We start from the raw sequence: 17,531 nt of genomic DNA on the forward strand, positions 1-17,531 counted from the left end.
TTACCAAGGTTACTCTAACGAGTAGCCTTTTTGTATTGTACAAATTGGATAGACTAGTTTACAATCGAGCGTATAAAAATGGAATGAAAAAGGGGGAGTAAAATGAAGCGCATTTCAATTTTAATAGCGGATGACGAGGCAGAAATTGCTGATTTAATTGAGATACATTTAGAAAAAGAAGGGTACCATGTTGTGAAGGCAGCGGATGGGGAAGAGGCGGTTCATATTATTGAAACGCAGCGAATCGATTTAGTGGTTTTAGATATTATGATGCCAAAAATGGATGGGTATGAAGTGACGCGTCAAATTCGGGCGAAGCACCATATGCCAATCATTTTCTTAAGTGCGAAAACGTCTGATTTTGATAAGGTGACAGGTCTTGTGCTAGGCGCAGATGATTATATGACGAAACCTTTTACACCGATTGAATTAGTTGCACGTGTAAATGCACAATTACGCCGATTTCTTACGTTAAATCAGCCGAAAGTAGCGGAGAATAAATCTGCTTTAGAGGTAGGCGGAGTCGTGATTGATCCTGAGCGAAGAACGGTAAATGTGTACGGAGAACAAGTTGAATTAACACCGAAAGAGTTCGATATTTTATATTTATTAGCGAGTCACCCGAAGAAAGTGTACAATGTGGAAAATATTTTTCAGCAAGTATGGGCAGATGATTATTATGAAGGCGGAAATACAGTTATGGTACATATTCGTACGTTGCGGAAAAAACTTGGGGAAGATAAAAGAAAGGATAAATTAATAAAAACAGTGTGGGGAGTAGGTTATACTTTTAATGGCTAATATGATGAAAAGTTTTCGATTTAAAATGATTGCCTTATTTGCGTTAAGTATGGTGCTTGCAGCAACTGTAACTTATATAATTTATAAAGGATTGCAGCTGTATTATAAAACGATGGTTCGCTACGAAGAGCCTTTAGCACAATTTAGGTCAATGGTAAGGGAATTTGGAGACATTAACTTCTTTTTAATTTTCTTTATTCCGTTATCTATTATCTTTTTCTTCTTTTTGACAAAACCGTATTTAAAATACTTTGATGAAATTTCTAATGGGATTCATCATCTTGCGAACGGTAACTTTACGAATAAAGTTCAAGTTTCATCAAATGATGAGTTTGGAAATATCGCGCGTGAAATAAATGTTGCAAGTGAAAAGTTAAAAGAAGCTGTTGAAAGAGGAGATTTTGCTGAAAGTAGTAAAGATCAGCTCGTTGTGAATTTAGCTCATGATTTAAGAACACCATTAACATCCGTGTTAGGATATTTAGATTTAATTCTTAAAGATGAAAATTTAACAAAAGAACAAATTAAACATTTCTCCACAATTGCATATACAAAATCGCAAAGACTGGAAAGTTTAATTGATGAGCTATTTGAAATTACACGTATGAATTATGGCATGCTAAAACTAGATAAAAAGCCGATTGATATAAGTGAGTTGCTTATACAGTTAGAGGAGGAATTGTATCCGTTATTAGAAAAACATCATTTAGAAGCTAGATTGAATGTGGATCCTCATTTACCGATGCACGGTGATGGAAAATTGTTAGCTAGAGTATTTGAAAACTTGTTAACAAATGCCGTTCGTTACGGGTATGATGGACAATTTGTTGATATGAATGGGTATGTTGATAATGGAGAAGTTGTCGTACAAATTATGAATTACGGAGATAGCATCCCGGAAGAAGATTTACCGTATCTTTTTGATATGTTTTATACAGGTGATAAAGCAAGAACTGAGAACCGTGGCGGGACAGGCCTTGGACTATTCATTGCGAAAAATATTGTCGAGCAACATAACGGTACGATTTCTGCTGAGAGTAATGTAGTTAGAACAATGTTTGAAGTGCGATTGCCAAAAGACGAGAACGTAACAATTTAATAAAAATTTAAACTTTACCCCACTTTTTATTTTAATAGTTTTTTCTATTCTATACGTAAGTTACGTTAAGGAGGAACTAGAAATGAAAAAGTGGGTATTTATTTCTTTTTTTATAGCATGCACAGTATGTGTAGGCGTTTATATATCACCGTTATTTCAAAAGGAAATCGATGTTAAAATTGTCGGGAAAGATGAGCTAGTAAAGGCGGCAAACACTGAGAGGAAAGAGATTACGAAGGAACAAATTTATAAGGGTGATTTATTATTAGTTAACAGGGATTATCCAGTTAAAAAAGATAGCATTAGGTCTGATATTATAAATGTAAATCATAATAGTGAATTAGTGAGAGGCTATGTAATATTTGATAGGAATCTTCGTTTATCAAAGGATGTTGTGAAAAAGTTTTTGAACGTTGTCGATGCGGCTGGAAAAGAAAGTGTTAACCATTTTTTGATTAGTAGTGGTTATAGAGATTTCCAAGAGCAAAAACAGCTATATGAAAAAATGGGATCTGATTATGCACTTCCAGCAGGATACAGTGAACATAATTTAGGATTATCACTGGACATTGGGTCTACTCAAAAGAAAATGGAGAAAGCGCCTGAAGGAAAATGGATTGAAGAGAACGCATGGAAGCATGGCTTTGTATTACGTTATCCGAAAAATAAAAGTAACATTACAGGCATTCAATATGAGCCATGGCATATACGTTATGTAGGCTTACCTCATAGCGCAATTATGCAAAAAAAGAATTTCACACTAGAGGAATATTTAGAGTTTTTAAAAGAGGAAAAAGAGGTTTCAACTGAAGTAGAAGGTAAGAAATATACTGTTTCTTATTATAAAGTTTCTGAGAATACGAAAGTGAACGTTCCAGCAAACAAGCAGTATGAAATTTCCGGGAACAATATGGATGGGGTTATTGTGACGGTTCAGGAATAGAGAAAAAGGCTGTGCCATTTGGGACAGCCTTATCTTATATAAGAAAGGAAGTGACGTTTTTTGTCGGTAAATCGATATTCTTTGTCGAATCGTTAATATATTATAAGTTATGATAGATATAATTGAAAAATCGTTGATATATTGTAAGTTATGATAGATATATTCAAAAAATCGTTGATATAATTTCCTATACTATTAGCATTTTGGAGGAGCATCTTTTTATTCGCTTTTAAACATTATAACGTTATATTTACTTCTCCCTTTTTTTGTGTTACGCTAAACGTGTGAAAGAGATATAAAATGAAACTTTAATGTAAGCGTATTCTTACGGCTTCTTATAGAAAAGGGTGGAAGTACAATGACAGAACGATTCGTACTACGTAATGTGAAACGTGTGAACGGGGAAGAGATTGACATTGTAATTGAAAATAATAAAATTGCACAGGTGACGAAAGCTGGTGCTGGTGAGGGTGGAAAGGTTCTTGATTACTCTGGTACTTACGTATCGAGTGGCTGGATTGATTTACACGTTCATGCTTTTCCAGAGTTTGATCCGTATGGCGATGAAGTGGATGAAATTGGTGTTAAGCAAGGGGTAACGACAATTGTTGATGCGGGTAGCTGCGGAGCTGATCGCATTGCAGATTTAGTAAAAAGTAGAGAACAGGCAAAGACAAATTTATTTGCCTTTTTAAATATTTCTCGCATCGGTTTGAAACGAATTGATGAATTATCCAATATGGAATGGATAGATAAAGAGAAAGTGATAGAAGCAGTAGAAAAGTATAAAGATGTAATCATTGGGTTAAAGGCGAGAATGAGTAAAAGCGTCGTTTGTGATAGTGGAATTGAACCGCTGCATGTAGCGCGCTCTTTATCCCGTGAAACATCATTACCGATTATGGTACATATCGGTTCAGCGCCTCCTCGCATTGAGGAAGTTGTACCTCTTTTAGAAAAAGATGATGTTATTACACATTACTTAAACGGGAAAGAAAATAATTTATTTGATGAAGAAGGCAAACCACTACCTGTGTTACTAGATGCAGTGAATCGCGGCGTACATTTAGATGTTGGTCACGGTAATGCTAGTTTTTCTTTTAAAGTAGCAGAAGCAGCGAAGCGTCACGGTATTGCCTTTCATACAATTAGTACAGATATTTACCGAAAGAACCGTATACACGGTCCAGTGTATAGTATGGCTCACGTTCTTTCGAAATTCCTTTACTTAGGTTATCCGCTAGAAGAAGTGATTGATGCGGTTACGAAAAATGCGGCAGAGTGGCTTAAGAAACCAGAGCTTGGCCGTATTCAAGAAGGCGATATTGCAAACTTAACTTTATTTACGGTGAAAGATGAGAAGATTACGTTAATCGATTCAGAAGGGGACCAGCGCATTGCTGAAAGAAGAATTGATACAAAAGGGGTTGTAATTAATGGGTCATTCATTGAATGCTAAGTACGGATTAAAAAGAGTAATTAATGCGAGCGGTAGAATGAGTATTTTAGGTGTATCTGCTCCTACAGATACAGTAATGGATGCGATGAAACATGGTGGACAAAATTATGTGGAAATTGCTGATTTAGTAGATAAAGCAGGAGAACATATTGCGAGAATTCTAGATTCAGAGGCAGCGGTCGTTGTGAATTCAGCATCGAGCGGAATTGCGCTTTCTATCGCTGGTATCGTTACAGAAGGAAATCGCCGTAAAAGTGAAAGACTTCATCAAGAAGTAATCGCGAAAAACGAAGTGATTATGTTAAAAGGTCATAACGTTCAATACGGTGCTCCTGTTGAAACGATGATTTACTTAGGCGGCGGTAAACTTGTAGAAGTTGGCTATGCAAATGAAGGGAAAGCAGAGCATATTGAAGATGCAATTGGTGAAAATACAGCAGCGATTCTGTATGTGAAATCACATCATGCAGTGCAAAAAAATATGATTTCTGTTGAAGAAGCATGGGAAGTTGCGCAGCGAAATAAAGTACCGCTTATCGTGGATGCAGCAGCTGAAGAAGACATTCAAAAATATGTGAAGTATTCAGATCTTGCTATTTATAGCGGTTCAAAGGCGATTGAAGGACCTACTTCTGGTATTGTTGGTGGGAAACGAAAATATATTGAGTGGCTGAAAGTGCAATTACATTGCATTGGAAGAAGTATGAAGGTTGGGAAAGAAACAACTTTTGGTTTACTTCAAGCACTTGATGAGTACGGAGTAAAAGAAGATAAGAGCGAGCAAGAAAAAGAATTGCTACAAGTACTTATGCCGCTAAAAGAATTAAATGGTGTAAATGTAACGATCGTTCAAGATGAAGCTGGAAGAGCAATCTTTCGAGCTCGTATTCATATTAACGAGAAAGAATTAAATAAATCAGCAAAAGATGTTGTGACTGCATTACGCGAAGGGGAAATTGCCATTTATACACGTGATTACGGAGTAAGACAAGGATTCTTTGATATTGATCCACGTCCACTTCAAGGTGATGACATACATGTGATTGAAGAAAAATTGAGAGAAATTGTAGGGGGAAACTAAAATGACAAACATTCAAAAACGTTTTTATAAAGGCCGCGTAGCATTAAATGTATTGGCAAACAATATCCAAAATGCGAAAGATATTTTTGAAGCAGCAGAAGGATATGTAGTAGTAGGTGTTTTATCAAAAGATTATGCAACTGTAGAAGAAGCTGTTACAGCGATGAAAGCATACGGAAAAGAAATTGATGACGCTGTATCAATCGGACTAGGCGCAGGAGATAATCGCCAAGCGGCAGTTGTGGCTGAAATTGCGAAGCATTATCCTGGTAGCCATATTAACCAAGTGTTTCCTTCAGTTGGAGCGACACGTGCAAATCTTGGCGAAAAAGATAGCTGGATTAATAGTTTAGTATCGCCAACAGGAAAAGTAGGTTACGTAAATATTTCTACTGGCCCAATTAGTGCGGCTGGAGAAGAAAAAGCAATCGTTCCAATTAAAACAGCGATTGCACTTGTACGTGATATGGGCGGAAATTCATTGAAGTACTTCCCGATGAAAGGGCTAGCCTATGAAGAAGAATATCGTGCAGTTGCGAAAGCTTGTGCGGAAGAAGGATTCGCATTAGAGCCAACAGGCGGAATTGATAAAGAAAACTTCGAAACAATTGTACGTATTGCGCTTGAGGCAAATGTAGAGCAAGTTATCCCGCACGTGTACTCTTCTATTATTGATAAAGAAACTGGTAACACGAAAGTAGAAGATGTGCGTGAATTATTAGCAGTCGTGAAGAAGCTAGTTGATCAATATGCGTAAGAAAATTGCAGCGTTCGGCGAAGTAATGATGCGCCTGCAAGTACCTGGATATGAATTGTTGTCGCAAGCTAACACGTTAAATTACTCATTTTCAGGTACAGGTGTGAACGTTGCAGCGGCACTTTCTCACTTAGGGCATGAAGGGCTTCTTATTTCAACTTTACCGGAAAATTCGGTTGGAGATGCAGCTGTATCTTACATTCAAAAGTTAGGAATTCAAACTTCTCTTGTTTCAAGAGGTGGTAAATATGTAGGTATGTATTTTTTAGAAAATGGATTCGGTGCACGTGCAAGCCGCGTTACGTATTCGAATCGACTAGAAAGTAGCTTCAATACGGCGTCTGAAGAGATATACCAATTTGAAGAAATTGCTAAGGAAATTGATATCGTTCATTTTTGCGGTATTACACTTGCGATGAATGATACGGTGCGCCATCATATGAAGTCTTTAGCGAGAGCAGTTAAAGAAAACGGAGGAACCGTCGTTTTTGATTGTAATTATCGTCCATCACTTTGGGGAGAAGACGGATATGAACAGGCAAAACCGCATTATGAAGAAATGCTGGGACTTGCTGATATCGTTATGATGAACGAAAAAGATGCAATGTTTGTTTTAGGAATAAAAACCGAAGAAACGGAGCGAGAGGCGCAACTTGTTGATCTTATTCCAAAGGTAGCTGAAACGTATCATATCGCTACAATCGCTGGTACTCATCGCTCTATTAACAGTGATAATACACATTCGCTTCGCGGGTTTATATGTAAAGATGGAATGTTCACTTTTGCAAAAACACTTACGTTTTCTGTATATGATAGAATAGGTGCTGGAGATGCTTATACGAGCGGAATTATTCATGGCGAGATAAAGGAGTTCGCACCAGAGAAAGCTGTTTCATTTGCGTCAGCAGCTGGAATGCTAGCACATACAATCGTCGGTGATACGCCAATGTCATCAGAGAAGGATATACTTCGGGCAATGACGGCATCAGTAGGTGATGTAGAAAGGTAGTGGGTGTAACGGTGAACGTAACGAGAAAAAAAGGACCATTATATTTGCAAATAAAAAATATTATTCGTGATCGAATATTGCATGGTGTATATGCGATTCATACGAATATCCCTTCCGAACCGCAGTTAGAAGAAGAGTTCAAAGTGAGTAAAATTACAGTGCGAAATGCGATTAAAGAACTCGCTCAAGAAGGATATTTGGAAAAGAAAAGCGGTAAAGGAACGAAAGTCATCCGCAATACTTCTGCGACAAAACTGTCAAAGGGTAAGAAATTTACTGAAGTGTTAGTGGAAGAAGGATATAAAGTACAGAAGAAATTGCTAAAAGCAGAAATTGTGCAGAATGAAGAAGGAACAGTGCCATTTCGATTATTCGGTAAGGAGAGTTTTCGTATTGAACGTTTATATACGTTAAATGATGCACCGTACATTCATTATACGCACTATTTCTCAGCAGGAATGGCAAGTTCAGATTTATCGGATTTTGACTTGCAATCGCTTTATGATTTAGTTGAAGACCGAGGTATTCATTTAGAAAACTTCAGAGATGAATTTGCTGTTGGACTTGCGCCTAGTTTCGTTGCAGAAGCGCTAGGTGAAAAAGAGGGGACAGCGCTATTAAAACGCATGCGTTATTCTTACGATGAAGTTGGCGAAGTAATTGAATATAGCGAAGGCTACTACAATACAGAAATGCAGCATTATGTAGTGAATTATGACGTATAAAAAAGAGGGGATTTTCCCTCTTTTTTTATAAAGTAAGGAGAATGGGAGATGGATATATACTTATTAATCGTCACGTTACTTGCAATTGCGATTGTTATTTTAGGGGTATCATGGTGGAAATGGCATGCATTTATTAGTTTAACAGTTGCGAGTTTGTTTTTAGCTATCATGTCTGGACTGAACTTAACGAAAATAGTGACTGCCTATGAAACTGGTGTTGGTAGTGTACTAGGGCATTTAGTTGGTATTTTAGCTCTCGGAACAATTTTAGGGAAAATGATGTCCGATTCAGGGGCCGGCATGCAAGTGGCAGATTTCTTTATTCGATTTTTCGGTGTAAAGAAACTACCTTGGGCTATGTTATTTGCAGGATTTGTTATAGGGATTCCAGTGTTTTTTGAAGTGGGGATCGTCATTTTATTACCACTTGTTATTTCCATTCGAAAAACGACGAAGCAAAATATATTATTAATTGCGTTACCTGTCATTGCAGGATTATCTATTGTTCACGGGCTCGTGCCTCCGCATCCAGGGGCGATGACAGCAATCGGTATTTATAACGCGAACTTAGGAAAGGTACTTTTATATTCATTAATTATCGCGTTACCAACAGCCATTATCGCAGGACCGATATTTGCAAAGTGGGTACATAAAAGGGTGATACCTGAAAATGAACCAGAGCTTATTCGGGTTACGACTGTCTCAACTGATTTGCCAAGTCGTAAAGTTTCATTCTTTATTATTTTACTACCAGTTGTATTGATGATTTTATCAGTAGTTGCACCATATATTTCATTACCGAAAAAAATGACTGAATTTTTTGTTTTTATAGGAAGCCCAGTAATTGCTTTACTTATTTCATGTTTCGCAGCATTTTATTTACTTGGTATCAAACAAGGAATTAATAAAAAGATGATTAAAAAATTAACAGACGAAAGTTTATTACCGGTCGGTTCCATTATTTTAATTATCGGTGCAGGCGGTGGATTTAAACAAATATTAATTGAAAGTGGCGTTGGAACGGCGATCGCGTCAATGGCAGAACATATATCGTTATCACCAATCGTATTAGCTTTCATGGTAGCTGGATTAATTCGAATTGCAACAGGTTCAGCGACAGTAGCATTAACGACAGCAGCAGGGATTGTTTCACCAGTTATTCAGCACATGTCTGGTGTGAATTTAGAGTTGCTTGTTATTGCAACCGGAGCAGGTTCATTAATGTTTTCTCACGTAAATGATGCAGGGTTCTGGCTTGTAAAAGAGTATTTAGGTTTGACGGTGAAGGAAACTTTTAAAACGTGGACGGTGCTGGAAACATTGTTATCATTTATTGCATTCGGTTTTGCTCTTTTGTTGAATATGTTTCTTTAAAAGATACCTAAATAGGTATCTTTTTTTTGATTAAGCCCAATTCCTAAAACAAGCCCGTTTTTAGGTAAGCCAAGCTTCCTATTCGCCCTGAAAACATAATATAAATGGAATCCCCTCATTTAGAGCAAGGTGAACTTGTTATGAATGATACTAAAGGAGGAATAGGGTAATGAGCGAAAAGTGTGAACACAGACATGATGATTGTAACCGCAGACATGGTTGCGGAGGCGGTTTTGCGCTTCTAATCGTATTGTTTATTTTATTAATTATCATCGGTGCTAGCTGCTTCGGCGGAGGCGGCGGTTGTGGCTATGGCGGTTATGGCGGTTATGCTGGCGGCTACGGCGGATATTGCTGCTAATTATTAAAAACTATTGAAAATAGCCTTGTGCATATTGCACAAGGCTATTTTATTCATATTTTTATATGCTGTGATAATTTATTAATGTACAGAGAACGGATTAAGAAGAAGAAAATAATCTCGATAATCCCAAAGAAAGTGAGTACAATTAATAGCTCTTTTAGTAAAGAAAAAGCGAGCATGCTTTGTAAAAACTTAACCGCAAATAATGTGTGAACACCAGCAACAATGTAAGGGACGAAAAATAAAATTCCTAATTGAATCGTTGCGGAGCGAAACATTTCTGACTCAGTTAATCCGAGCTTTGTAATCGTAATATATTTTTGTTTTTCATTCGTTAAGTCGTTATACATACGGAAGTATAAAACACTAGCTGCACCGATAAAGAAAATAAAGCCGAGAAATGCCCAAATAAAGAATTGAGCAACTGCATTTCCTTTACTATGAACGAGTTCATCCGTAGCTGTATAAATATGAAATGGTTTAATGAAATCTTCTTCACCCTTATGTGCTTCATACAAAGTTTCTTCATCATGATTTAAGCTTTTTAATATATTTTTTGTTGGGACAATTGCATTTTCCCAATTCTCCACGAAGTAGTTATAAACTGTAATTGTTTCAATATGAGGAATCATATTTTCAATTACTTCATCTCGCATCACTATTAAGTGAGGTAATGCAAAGGGGGGCTCAATTCCTCTATTAATAAAACCTTTAATTTGAAATTCCTTTTTATTAGAGCCAAGTGTAATCGTGTTCTGCTTCGCAAATGGGTTAGATACGAGATTTAATAACGCTGGTGAATAGCGAGAAATATTATAAACTTGTGAAGATTCGAGAGTGATTTCTGGCCTGTTTAATTGCTTTGCTATTGCGTTATAATCACTCATTTTCATAATGGCAATTGATTCTTTTGAAGCTGTATCTTTTAAAACGGTAAATTTATATTTGTCATATTGAAAATTAGCATTTGTAAGTTCAGTTTCAATCGTAGTAATATGCTTTTGTTCAAATACATTAATACCTTCTGATGTATAGGTGAATGGTATAGGATATCGTTCTAGTATGGGTGCTTTCGTATGATTGTTTGCAGCAAATAACCCGATAATAATCGTAAATGCAAGTGCTGATAACATAGAAACGATAAAGAGCACATTAATATTACTACGAGTACGGCTAGTTAAATCTGAAATCCATAACATATTTATTTGCTTCATATAAAACTTTCTTCGTCTTTTTAAAATGAAGATAAAGAGAAGAAATGTTTGGGAAAAGAATAAATATGTTCCGACTACTACGAGTGGCAAAATAGATAATATGATAAAGAATACAGATCCATTTTGTGCATTTTTTTCCGTTATGTAGCCTTGCGGATAACCAGCAATATAATAGCATAGTCCTAAACAAGTTAAAGCAAATAGTGAAATCAGTATAGATGGTTTTTTTTCGCTCTTCTCTTTGTTAACGCCCTTAATAAGCTTCGTTGTTTTTCGAGTACGAATAAACATTGGTGTAAATGTAGAAACGATTAAAAATAAGATGATAAACGTTACGGTTGTAACGATAATCGCTTCTATTGGCCAATATAAATAGAGACCTTTCGCGTTTGTTAATTTCGAAGTGACTAATAAGAAAAAGTTAGAAAATACAAGTCCACCTTGAATGCCGATAAAGATAGACAATATCCCGATTATCATATTTTCAGTAAATAACAGTCTCTTTAATTGTCTCTGTGAGATACCGAGAATGGTGAGTATCCCGAATTGCTGCTTCCGTACATTTAAAAATGTTCCAATTGAATATAAGAGAAAGAAGAACGAGAACATAACAATCACAAGCTGTGCTGTACTAGCTAAGTTCATTAGAGGATCACGTTCTTGGAAACTTTGTACACTTTGTAACCGCGGGTGATACGCGTATACAGTAAATGAAAAGAAAACCATGATAGAAAACGCACTACTTACAAAGTAGGCGAAATATGCTTTCGAATTACGTGAGACATTTTTAAATGCGAATTGCCAAAATGTCATCCACGTCTTCCTCCTAATAATGCTAAAACATCTAATATTTCTTGATAAAATTTCTCACGGTACAATCCGCGGTGTAGTTCATTGTAAAGCTCTCCATCTTTAATGAAAATAACACGGTTACAATAACTTGCTGCAAACGGATCGTGCGTAACCATTAAAATCGTTGCATCTTCTTCTTTATTTAATTTCGTAAATAGCTCCATTACGTCAATTGCCGCTTTTGAATCTAAGTTTCCTGTCGGTTCATCGGCAAGTAGAAGTGAAGGATGATGAATAACAGCACGTGCTACTGCGGTACGCTGTGCTTGTCCCCCGGAAACTTCAAAAATACGCTTGTCCAAAATATGATCAATTCCAAGCTTTTTTGAAATGTTATCAAGCTTTTCATCCATTTCTTTTAATGGAACATTATCTAATGTTAAAGGTAGTACGATATTTTCACCGATTGTTAGTGTATCTAGTAAGTTAAAGTTTTGGAAAACAAATCCTAACTCTTGGCGACGGAAAATAGCTAACTTCTCTCTACGAAATGTGTGCGGTTTTTTTCCGTTAATCACGACATCACCTGAAGTCGGAGAATCGATTGTAGAGATAACGTTTAAAAATGTAGATTTTCCGCTACCAGATGGTCCCATAATGGCAACGAATTCCCCTTTATCCACGTGTAAATTTATATTTTTTAAAGCAGTATGAGGGACTTTTCCCTCATATACTTTTGAGACGTTTTTTATGTGTAATACTTCTTCCATAGTAATCACCTTTCTACTTTTTAAAACTTAATGTGTTGTGATAATTTTTGCATATAAAAGGAACGAATTAAAAGGAAAAATAAAATTTCAACTGTTCCAAAAATCAACAGTACGACTGTAATTTCAGCGAAGAACGAGAGATGTAATATTTCTTGTAGCATCTTTGTCGCAAACATCGTATGGATTGATGCCATAATGTAAGGTACGAAGAAAAGAATCGCAAGCTGAATTGTCGCTGAACGTTTCATTTCAGTCTCAGTTAAGCCGATTTTCGTAATCGTTATATATTTTTCTTGCTCATTTGTTAAATCTGTATACATTCGGAAGTAAAGAACACTACCAGCACCGATAAAGAAAATAACACCTAAGAAAGTACCAATTAAGAAGAATGAGGCAACATTTAGTTTTTTCTTATATAGAGAATCGCTCGCTTCACTTGCATGGAAAGGTGGGTGCTCTGCTTGAATTGCTGCATTATCGTTATCAATTTTTGTTATAAACGATGAACCGATATTATGTGCTTTTTCCCAATCTGTAACTTTGAAGTTATATACACTCATTTGTTTGGAAACGGTGGATAAGGCTTCTACATTTTCATCAGATAGTATGAGTAATTGGTATATTAAGCTGTTTGGGAATGGGCTATAACTTTTATATTCTTTCACTTGTAGTTGTAAATTGTTTTGAGTAAGTGTAAGAGTATTTTTCTTTTCTTCATTGTGAAGTGTTCCAATAACTTGATCATCTAAGTCTTTCATAAGAATATAAGATTCATTCTTATTTACCGTGAGTTTTTCCAAATTTAATGCTTTAGCAAGTACATTATAGTCACTTTGTTTAATTGCGTAATAGAGCTGCGTGTTATCTTCAGCTGAAGATACCTCATATATATCCGTTTTAAATTTTGTATAAGTAAAGTGCCCTTCATTAAATTTCTGCTCTAACCAGTTTAAATGTTCATCAGCTAATGTATTTTCAGTATGCGATAAATACGTAAACGGGAAAGGGTTTTGTCTAATTGCATCAAACTTTGTAAATTTCCCAAAACCGTATAAGAATGTAATCATTGTAAAAGCGAGTGTTGATAGCATCGCTACAATAAAGAGCATGTTAATGTTTGTCCGAATGCGCGCTGCTAAATCCGAAATCCAAAGCATATTAATTCGTTTCATATAAAACGTTCTTCGCGTTTTTAAAATACGAATAAGTAAAAAACTAATTTGTGAAAAGAAAAAGTATGTTCCAGCTGCAATAAGCGATGGGATGACAAATATACTAGAGACGGCGTATAAAAGCCCAATGATGTCACCTAGCGACATAAAATACAACGGATTTGCGGCTAACGCATATCCACATATTAAACACGTCGCACCAAATAGAGAGATGAGCACGGATGCTTTTCTTTCTTTTTGTTGTGTTCCTTCTTTTAAAAGACGTACGGCTTTTCTCGTACGAATGAGCATCGGTGTAAAAGATGATACGAGAATGAAGAGCCCAAGAAAGATGATGATAGTTAAAACGATAGCACTTGTAGGCGGATATAAATATAAACCAGGTACGTGTGTAATTTTGGCGGTAACTAATAAAAAGAACTGTGAAAAGACAACTCCAAGTTGAATGCCAAAAAATATAGAAAGAGCACCAATTAACATATTTTCTATAAATATGAGTCGCTTTAATTGTTTTTGAGATATGCCAAGTACTGTTAAAATCCCGAACTGTTTTTTTCGTACTTTTAAAAAGGTCCCGATTGAATACAGTAAAAAGAAAAATGAAAAGAACACAATGACAACTTCTGAAATTGTCATTAATATGTTCAGAGAATAATTCACGTCTGTCATATGCAATTTAGGATGAAATAAATAAACTGCAAATGAGAAAAAGATTGCGATGGAGAACGCACTGCTTACAAAATAGGCGAAATAAGCTCTGGCGTTCCGCGTCACGTTTTTAAATGCAAACTGCCAAAATGTCATTCACCTGAACCTCCTGATAGGGTGAAGATGAGAAGAGCATAAGAAATACTCTTTTCATCAAGTTTGTTTTAAATATTTTGTCCACTCGTGTATTGTGATAATTTTTGCATATAAAGTGAACGAATGAATATGAAAAATACGATTTCAACGAATCCAAAAATAATAAGAACGGCTGAAACCTCTTTGAACAGAGATAAACCAATTACATCTTGTAGCATTTTTGTTGCAAACATTGTATGAATGGATGCCATAATGTACGGAATGAAAAATAAAATACTAAGTTGAATGGTTGCAGATCGTTTCATCTCTGTATCTGTTACACCGATTTTAGAAATCGTTATATATTTCTCTTGTTCGTTCGTCAAATCCGTATACATTCTAAAGTAAAGAACGCTACCAGCTCCAATGAAGAAAATAACTCCTAAAAATGTCCCAATTAGGAAAAATGCAGCACTGCCTGATGTTATTTTGTATAACGATCCTGCTGATTCAAAGGAACGAATAAGAGGTCCTTCATACTGGGATTTATTTCGATCTTTTTGCACTTTTTCTATAAAATTATCAGCAATTTCATATGTCTGTTCCCAGTTTTGAATTTTGTAATTGTATGCTGATATATGCTTTATGGTGCTAGGTAAGTTATTTACGATAACATCAGGCAAAACTATCGTTTGATATGAAAATCCAGATGGAATTGCATTCACATGCTCATAGCCTTTCACTCGTAATTTCGTATTTGTACTAGAGAGTGTAATGTAATCTCTTTTGTAGCTTTGCTCAAATTCGTTGAATATGGTGTTATAAGATGTCCCTGTTAGCACATATGCTTCGTTATCATCCATAAATAGTTGTTTCATTCGTAAAGAATCTGCAAGTTTGTTATAGTCACTTTGCTTAATTGCGTATACGTCATTATAAATAGCTATATCTTTATCTTCTTTTAGTGGTGTTTCATATATATCAGCTTTTATTTTTTGATAGGGGAAATGCTCTTTTTGTAATTGTTGCTCAAGCCAATTTAAATGCTCTGTAACAAAAGGGTTCGCATCATAAGAAAAATAAGAAATTGGAAAAGGAGAAGCTCTATTCACCTCTAGCTTAATAAATTTCCCGAATCCATATAGAAACGTAATCATTGTGAAAGCAATTGTAGATAGCATCGCTACAATAAACAGCATATTAATATTCGTTCGAATACGGCTCGCTAAATCCGAAATCCAAAGCATATTAATCCGTTTCATATAAAACTTCCTTCTTTTCTTTAAAATATAAATAAGTAAGAAACTAATTTGTGAAAAGAAGAAATATGTTCCAATTGTAACAAGCGTTGGGATAACGAAAATACTTGAAACCATATATATAACACCGATTTGCGGGCTTACTGATACGAAATATTTAGGATTTCCAGCTAACGCATAACCACCAAATAAACAAATCGCACCAAATAATGAAACAAGTATGGATGGTTTTCTTTCTTTTTGTTTTCCACCATTTGTTTTTAAAAGGTGTACTGCTTTTTTTGTACGAATAAGCATTGGTGTGAATGCAGATACAATGATAAAAAGACTAAGGAAAACAATGGTTGTTAAAATAAACGCGTTAGTAGGCCCGTATAAATATATTCCTGGAACATGGGTAAGTTTGGCTGTTACTAATAAGAAAAATTGAGAAAAAACAACTCCAAACTGCATGCCGAAAAAGATAGATAAAATCCCGATTAACATATTCTCCATAAAAATAAGACGATGTAATTGTTTTCTCGATATTCCTAAAATGGTCAAAATACCAAATTGTTTTTTTCTAACTTTTAAAAAAGTACCAATGGAATATAGTAAAAAGAAGAAAGAGAAAAATACAATTACTACTTCTGAAAATATCATTAATCCTGAAATTTCAGAGGTCATGTCAAAGTTTTGTAATTTCGGATGGAATAAGTAAACAGCAAACGAAAAGAACACAGCAATGGAAAAGGAGCTACTTACAAAGTAAGCAAAATAAGCTCTTGAGTTGCGCGTGACGTTTTTAAATGCAAATTGCCAAAATGTCATAGATTATACCTCCGGCTAGAAGATATAGAAGTAGTTGTATTGCAAAAAATGTATGAGAGTGAGTTCTCATACATTTTGCTTGCATATGTTACGATCATGCTTCGGTCACCTTCTCCGTATGTTCTGCTTGATTATTTGCAGCGTTGTGGAAGATGATTTTAATCGTCGTTCCTTTACCAACTTCAGAATCTAGTTTGACAGAGTGACCTAAATAATCACAAATTTTACTTACAATATAAAGTCCCATACCAGTAGATTCTCCGAACGCGCGACCGTTTTTCCCAGTGTAAAATGGTTCAAATACTCTTCGAATATCTTCTTGCGGAATACCAACACCTTCATCGCGAACTTCTAAAATAATATCTTTTCCGTTTCGGTAAGCAGATAAGAATACTTTCTTTCCGCGTTCCCCAGAGTAACGAACAGCATTTGTCATTAACTGATAGATGATAAATTTTAGCCATTTCGCATCAGAAGCAACTTTTAAATCAGAATGGACTTCTAAAACAGGGAAGACACCATTACGAATGAATAGTTCTTTTAATCCGTTAATATTTTTTGTTACCGTATCTTTTAATGAAATCGTCTCGACATGGAAATCTTCATGGAAGTTATTTAACCTAGCCATGTATAAAGCCATATCAAGCCCTTGGTTTAGACGCTCTAATTCTTTTTTAAACTTTGGAATTAAATGCTCGTCTTCCATTTCTAGCACCATAAGCTGCATAACAGAAACAGGTGTCTTCATTTGATGTACCCAATGGTTAATGAATAATTGATGTTCTTGTTGTTTTACTTCATACGATTGTAGTTCTTTTTGGAATAAACGGTACTGCGTACGTACGAGTTCATTGACACCGTGAGGCATCGGAGCAGTTGCTCTTTCAATAAACGCATCTTCCATTTTTTCTGGTTGCTCACTTAATCTATGGTACATTCTACGATTGCGAACGTAACGATAAGCGAGGAAACAAATAAATAAGTATAGGCTTAAAACGACGAAGTAAAATTTATTATTTTGAAATCCGTCTACTGCATCATAAAGAACGAAAATGATACCGAAGTTTAATACGTACAGTAGAAAAAATGCAAAATGATCACGTAAAAATAGCTTCATGC

Annotated in this window: 15 protein-coding genes; 10 read left to right on the forward strand and 5 right to left on the reverse strand. The window is 35.6% G+C overall.

Going from position 1 to position 17,531, the window contains the following annotated elements; translation table 11 throughout:
• Nucleotides 1–102 precede the first annotated feature (102 nt).
• From MR136_RS22885 to MR136_RS22930, 10 genes are all read left to right on the forward strand, one after another.
• Nucleotides 103–801, forward strand: a complete 699-nt coding sequence (locus MR136_RS22885; protein WP_017674562.1) for a response regulator transcription factor — start codon at nt 103–105, stop codon at nt 799–801.
• On the forward strand, nt 794–1,900 hold the full coding sequence (locus MR136_RS22890) for a sensor histidine kinase (protein WP_017674561.1): 1,107 nt from the start codon (nt 794–796) through the stop codon (nt 1,898–1,900). Before MR136_RS22885 ends, MR136_RS22890 begins: the two co-directional genes overlap by 8 nt.
• An 82-nt stretch (nt 1,901–1,982) precedes the next feature.
• Nucleotides 1,983–2,843, forward strand: a complete 861-nt coding sequence (locus MR136_RS22895; RefSeq protein WP_017674560.1) for a M15 family metallopeptidase — start codon at nt 1,983–1,985, stop codon at nt 2,841–2,843.
• A gap of 358 nt (nt 2,844–3,201) precedes the next feature.
• Nucleotides 3,202–4,302: an amidohydrolase/deacetylase family metallohydrolase gene (locus tag MR136_RS22900; protein ID WP_017674559.1), complete on the forward strand. Its 1,101-nt coding sequence runs from the start codon at nt 3,202–3,204 to the stop codon at nt 4,300–4,302.
• Nucleotides 4,280–5,383, forward strand: coding sequence for a DgaE family pyridoxal phosphate-dependent ammonia lyase (locus tag MR136_RS22905; RefSeq protein WP_017674558.1), 1,104 nt, complete (start codon nt 4,280–4,282; stop codon nt 5,381–5,383). The genes MR136_RS22900 and MR136_RS22905 overlap by 23 nt, the downstream gene beginning before the upstream one ends.
• 1 nt (nt 5,384) lies before the next feature.
• The gene (dagF, locus tag MR136_RS22910; RefSeq protein ID WP_017674557.1) at nt 5,385–6,140 is read left to right on the forward strand and encodes a 2-dehydro-3-deoxy-phosphogluconate aldolase; all 756 of its coding nucleotides are present in this window, start codon (nt 5,385–5,387) and stop codon (nt 6,138–6,140) included.
• Nucleotides 6,133–7,149, forward strand: a complete 1,017-nt coding sequence (locus MR136_RS22915; protein WP_017674556.1) for a sugar kinase — start codon at nt 6,133–6,135, stop codon at nt 7,147–7,149. The genes dagF and MR136_RS22915 overlap by 8 nt, the downstream gene beginning before the upstream one ends.
• On the forward strand, nt 7,149–7,874 hold the full coding sequence (locus MR136_RS22920; RefSeq protein ID WP_000539278.1) for a GntR family transcriptional regulator: 726 nt from the start codon (nt 7,149–7,151) through the stop codon (nt 7,872–7,874). The genes MR136_RS22915 and MR136_RS22920 overlap by 1 nt, the downstream gene beginning before the upstream one ends.
• Before the next feature lie 48 nt (nt 7,875–7,922).
• Nucleotides 7,923–9,248, forward strand: coding sequence for a gluconate permease GntP (gntP, locus tag MR136_RS22925; protein WP_061457822.1), 1,326 nt, complete (start codon nt 7,923–7,925; stop codon nt 9,246–9,248).
• A gap of 169 nt (nt 9,249–9,417) precedes the next feature.
• Nucleotides 9,418–9,609, forward strand: coding sequence for a YjcZ family sporulation protein (locus MR136_RS22930; RefSeq protein ID WP_001290392.1), 192 nt, complete (start codon nt 9,418–9,420; stop codon nt 9,607–9,609).
• A gap of 53 nt (nt 9,610–9,662) precedes the next feature.
• On the opposite strand, the gene MR136_RS22935 is transcribed toward MR136_RS22930, so the two are convergent.
• From MR136_RS22935 to MR136_RS22955, 5 genes are all read right to left on the reverse strand, one after another.
• Entirely contained in the window at nt 9,663–11,639 is a 1,977-nt protein-coding gene (locus tag MR136_RS22935; RefSeq protein ID WP_061457821.1) for an FtsX-like permease family protein, read from the reverse strand.
• On the reverse strand, nt 11,636–12,388 hold the full coding sequence (locus tag MR136_RS22940) for an ABC transporter ATP-binding protein (protein WP_000393250.1): 753 nt from the start codon (nt 12,386–12,388) through the stop codon (nt 11,636–11,638). The genes MR136_RS22935 and MR136_RS22940 overlap by 4 nt, the downstream gene beginning before the upstream one ends.
• A 20-nt stretch (nt 12,389–12,408) precedes the next feature.
• Nucleotides 12,409–14,364, reverse strand: coding sequence for an ABC transporter permease (locus MR136_RS22945; protein ID WP_061457820.1), 1,956 nt, complete (start codon nt 14,362–14,364; stop codon nt 12,409–12,411).
• A 68-nt stretch (nt 14,365–14,432) separates the two neighbouring features.
• On the reverse strand, nt 14,433–16,412 hold the full coding sequence (locus tag MR136_RS22950) for an FtsX-like permease family protein (protein WP_242259627.1): 1,980 nt from the start codon (nt 16,410–16,412) through the stop codon (nt 14,433–14,435).
• A 94-nt stretch (nt 16,413–16,506) separates the two neighbouring features.
• Nucleotides 16,507–17,529 carry a sensor histidine kinase gene (locus MR136_RS22955; RefSeq protein ID WP_000765341.1) on the reverse strand — a complete coding sequence of 341 codons (1,023 nt, stop codon included), beginning with the start codon at nt 17,527–17,529 and terminating at the stop codon, nt 16,507–16,509.
• Between the last annotated feature and the right edge of the window lie 2 nt (nt 17,530–17,531).

Source organism: Bacillus cereus group sp. BfR-BA-01311, assembly GCF_022664295.1.
Lineage (GTDB): Bacteria > Bacillota > Bacilli > Bacillales > Bacillaceae_G > Bacillus_A > Bacillus_A cereus.

What these genes read in the sequence shown, in the direction of transcription:
- MR136_RS22915 (WP_017674556.1), top strand. Translation starts at nt 6,133, where the DNA reads ATGCGTAAGAAAATTGCAGCGTTCGGCGAAGTAATGATGCGCCTGCAA.
- MR136_RS22905 (WP_017674558.1), top strand. Translation starts at nt 4,280, where the DNA reads ATGGGTCATTCATTGAATGCTAAGTACGGATTAAAAAGAGTAATTAAT.
- MR136_RS22955 (WP_000765341.1), bottom strand. Translation starts at nt 17,529, where the DNA reads ATGAAGCTATTTTTACGTGATCATTTTGCATTTTTTCTACTGTACGTA.
- MR136_RS22945 (WP_061457820.1), bottom strand. Translation starts at nt 14,364, where the DNA reads ATGACATTTTGGCAGTTTGCATTTAAAAACGTGACGCGGAACGCCAGA.
- MR136_RS22890 (WP_017674561.1), top strand. Translation starts at nt 794, where the DNA reads ATGGCTAATATGATGAAAAGTTTTCGATTTAAAATGATTGCCTTATTT.
- MR136_RS22950 (WP_242259627.1), bottom strand. Translation starts at nt 16,412, where the DNA reads ATGACATTTTGGCAATTTGCATTTAAAAACGTCACGCGCAACTCAAGA.
- MR136_RS22930 (WP_001290392.1), top strand. Translation starts at nt 9,418, where the DNA reads ATGAGCGAAAAGTGTGAACACAGACATGATGATTGTAACCGCAGACAT.
- MR136_RS22940 (WP_000393250.1), bottom strand. Translation starts at nt 12,388, where the DNA reads ATGGAAGAAGTATTACACATAAAAAACGTCTCAAAAGTATATGAGGGA.
- MR136_RS22895 (WP_017674560.1), top strand. Translation starts at nt 1,983, where the DNA reads ATGAAAAAGTGGGTATTTATTTCTTTTTTTATAGCATGCACAGTATGT.
- dagF (WP_017674557.1), top strand. Translation starts at nt 5,385, where the DNA reads ATGACAAACATTCAAAAACGTTTTTATAAAGGCCGCGTAGCATTAAAT.
- MR136_RS22885 (WP_017674562.1), top strand. Translation starts at nt 103, where the DNA reads ATGAAGCGCATTTCAATTTTAATAGCGGATGACGAGGCAGAAATTGCT.
- gntP (WP_061457822.1), top strand. Translation starts at nt 7,923, where the DNA reads ATGGATATATACTTATTAATCGTCACGTTACTTGCAATTGCGATTGTT.
- MR136_RS22900 (WP_017674559.1), top strand. Translation starts at nt 3,202, where the DNA reads ATGACAGAACGATTCGTACTACGTAATGTGAAACGTGTGAACGGGGAA.
- MR136_RS22935 (WP_061457821.1), bottom strand. Translation starts at nt 11,639, where the DNA reads ATGACATTTTGGCAATTCGCATTTAAAAATGTCTCACGTAATTCGAAA.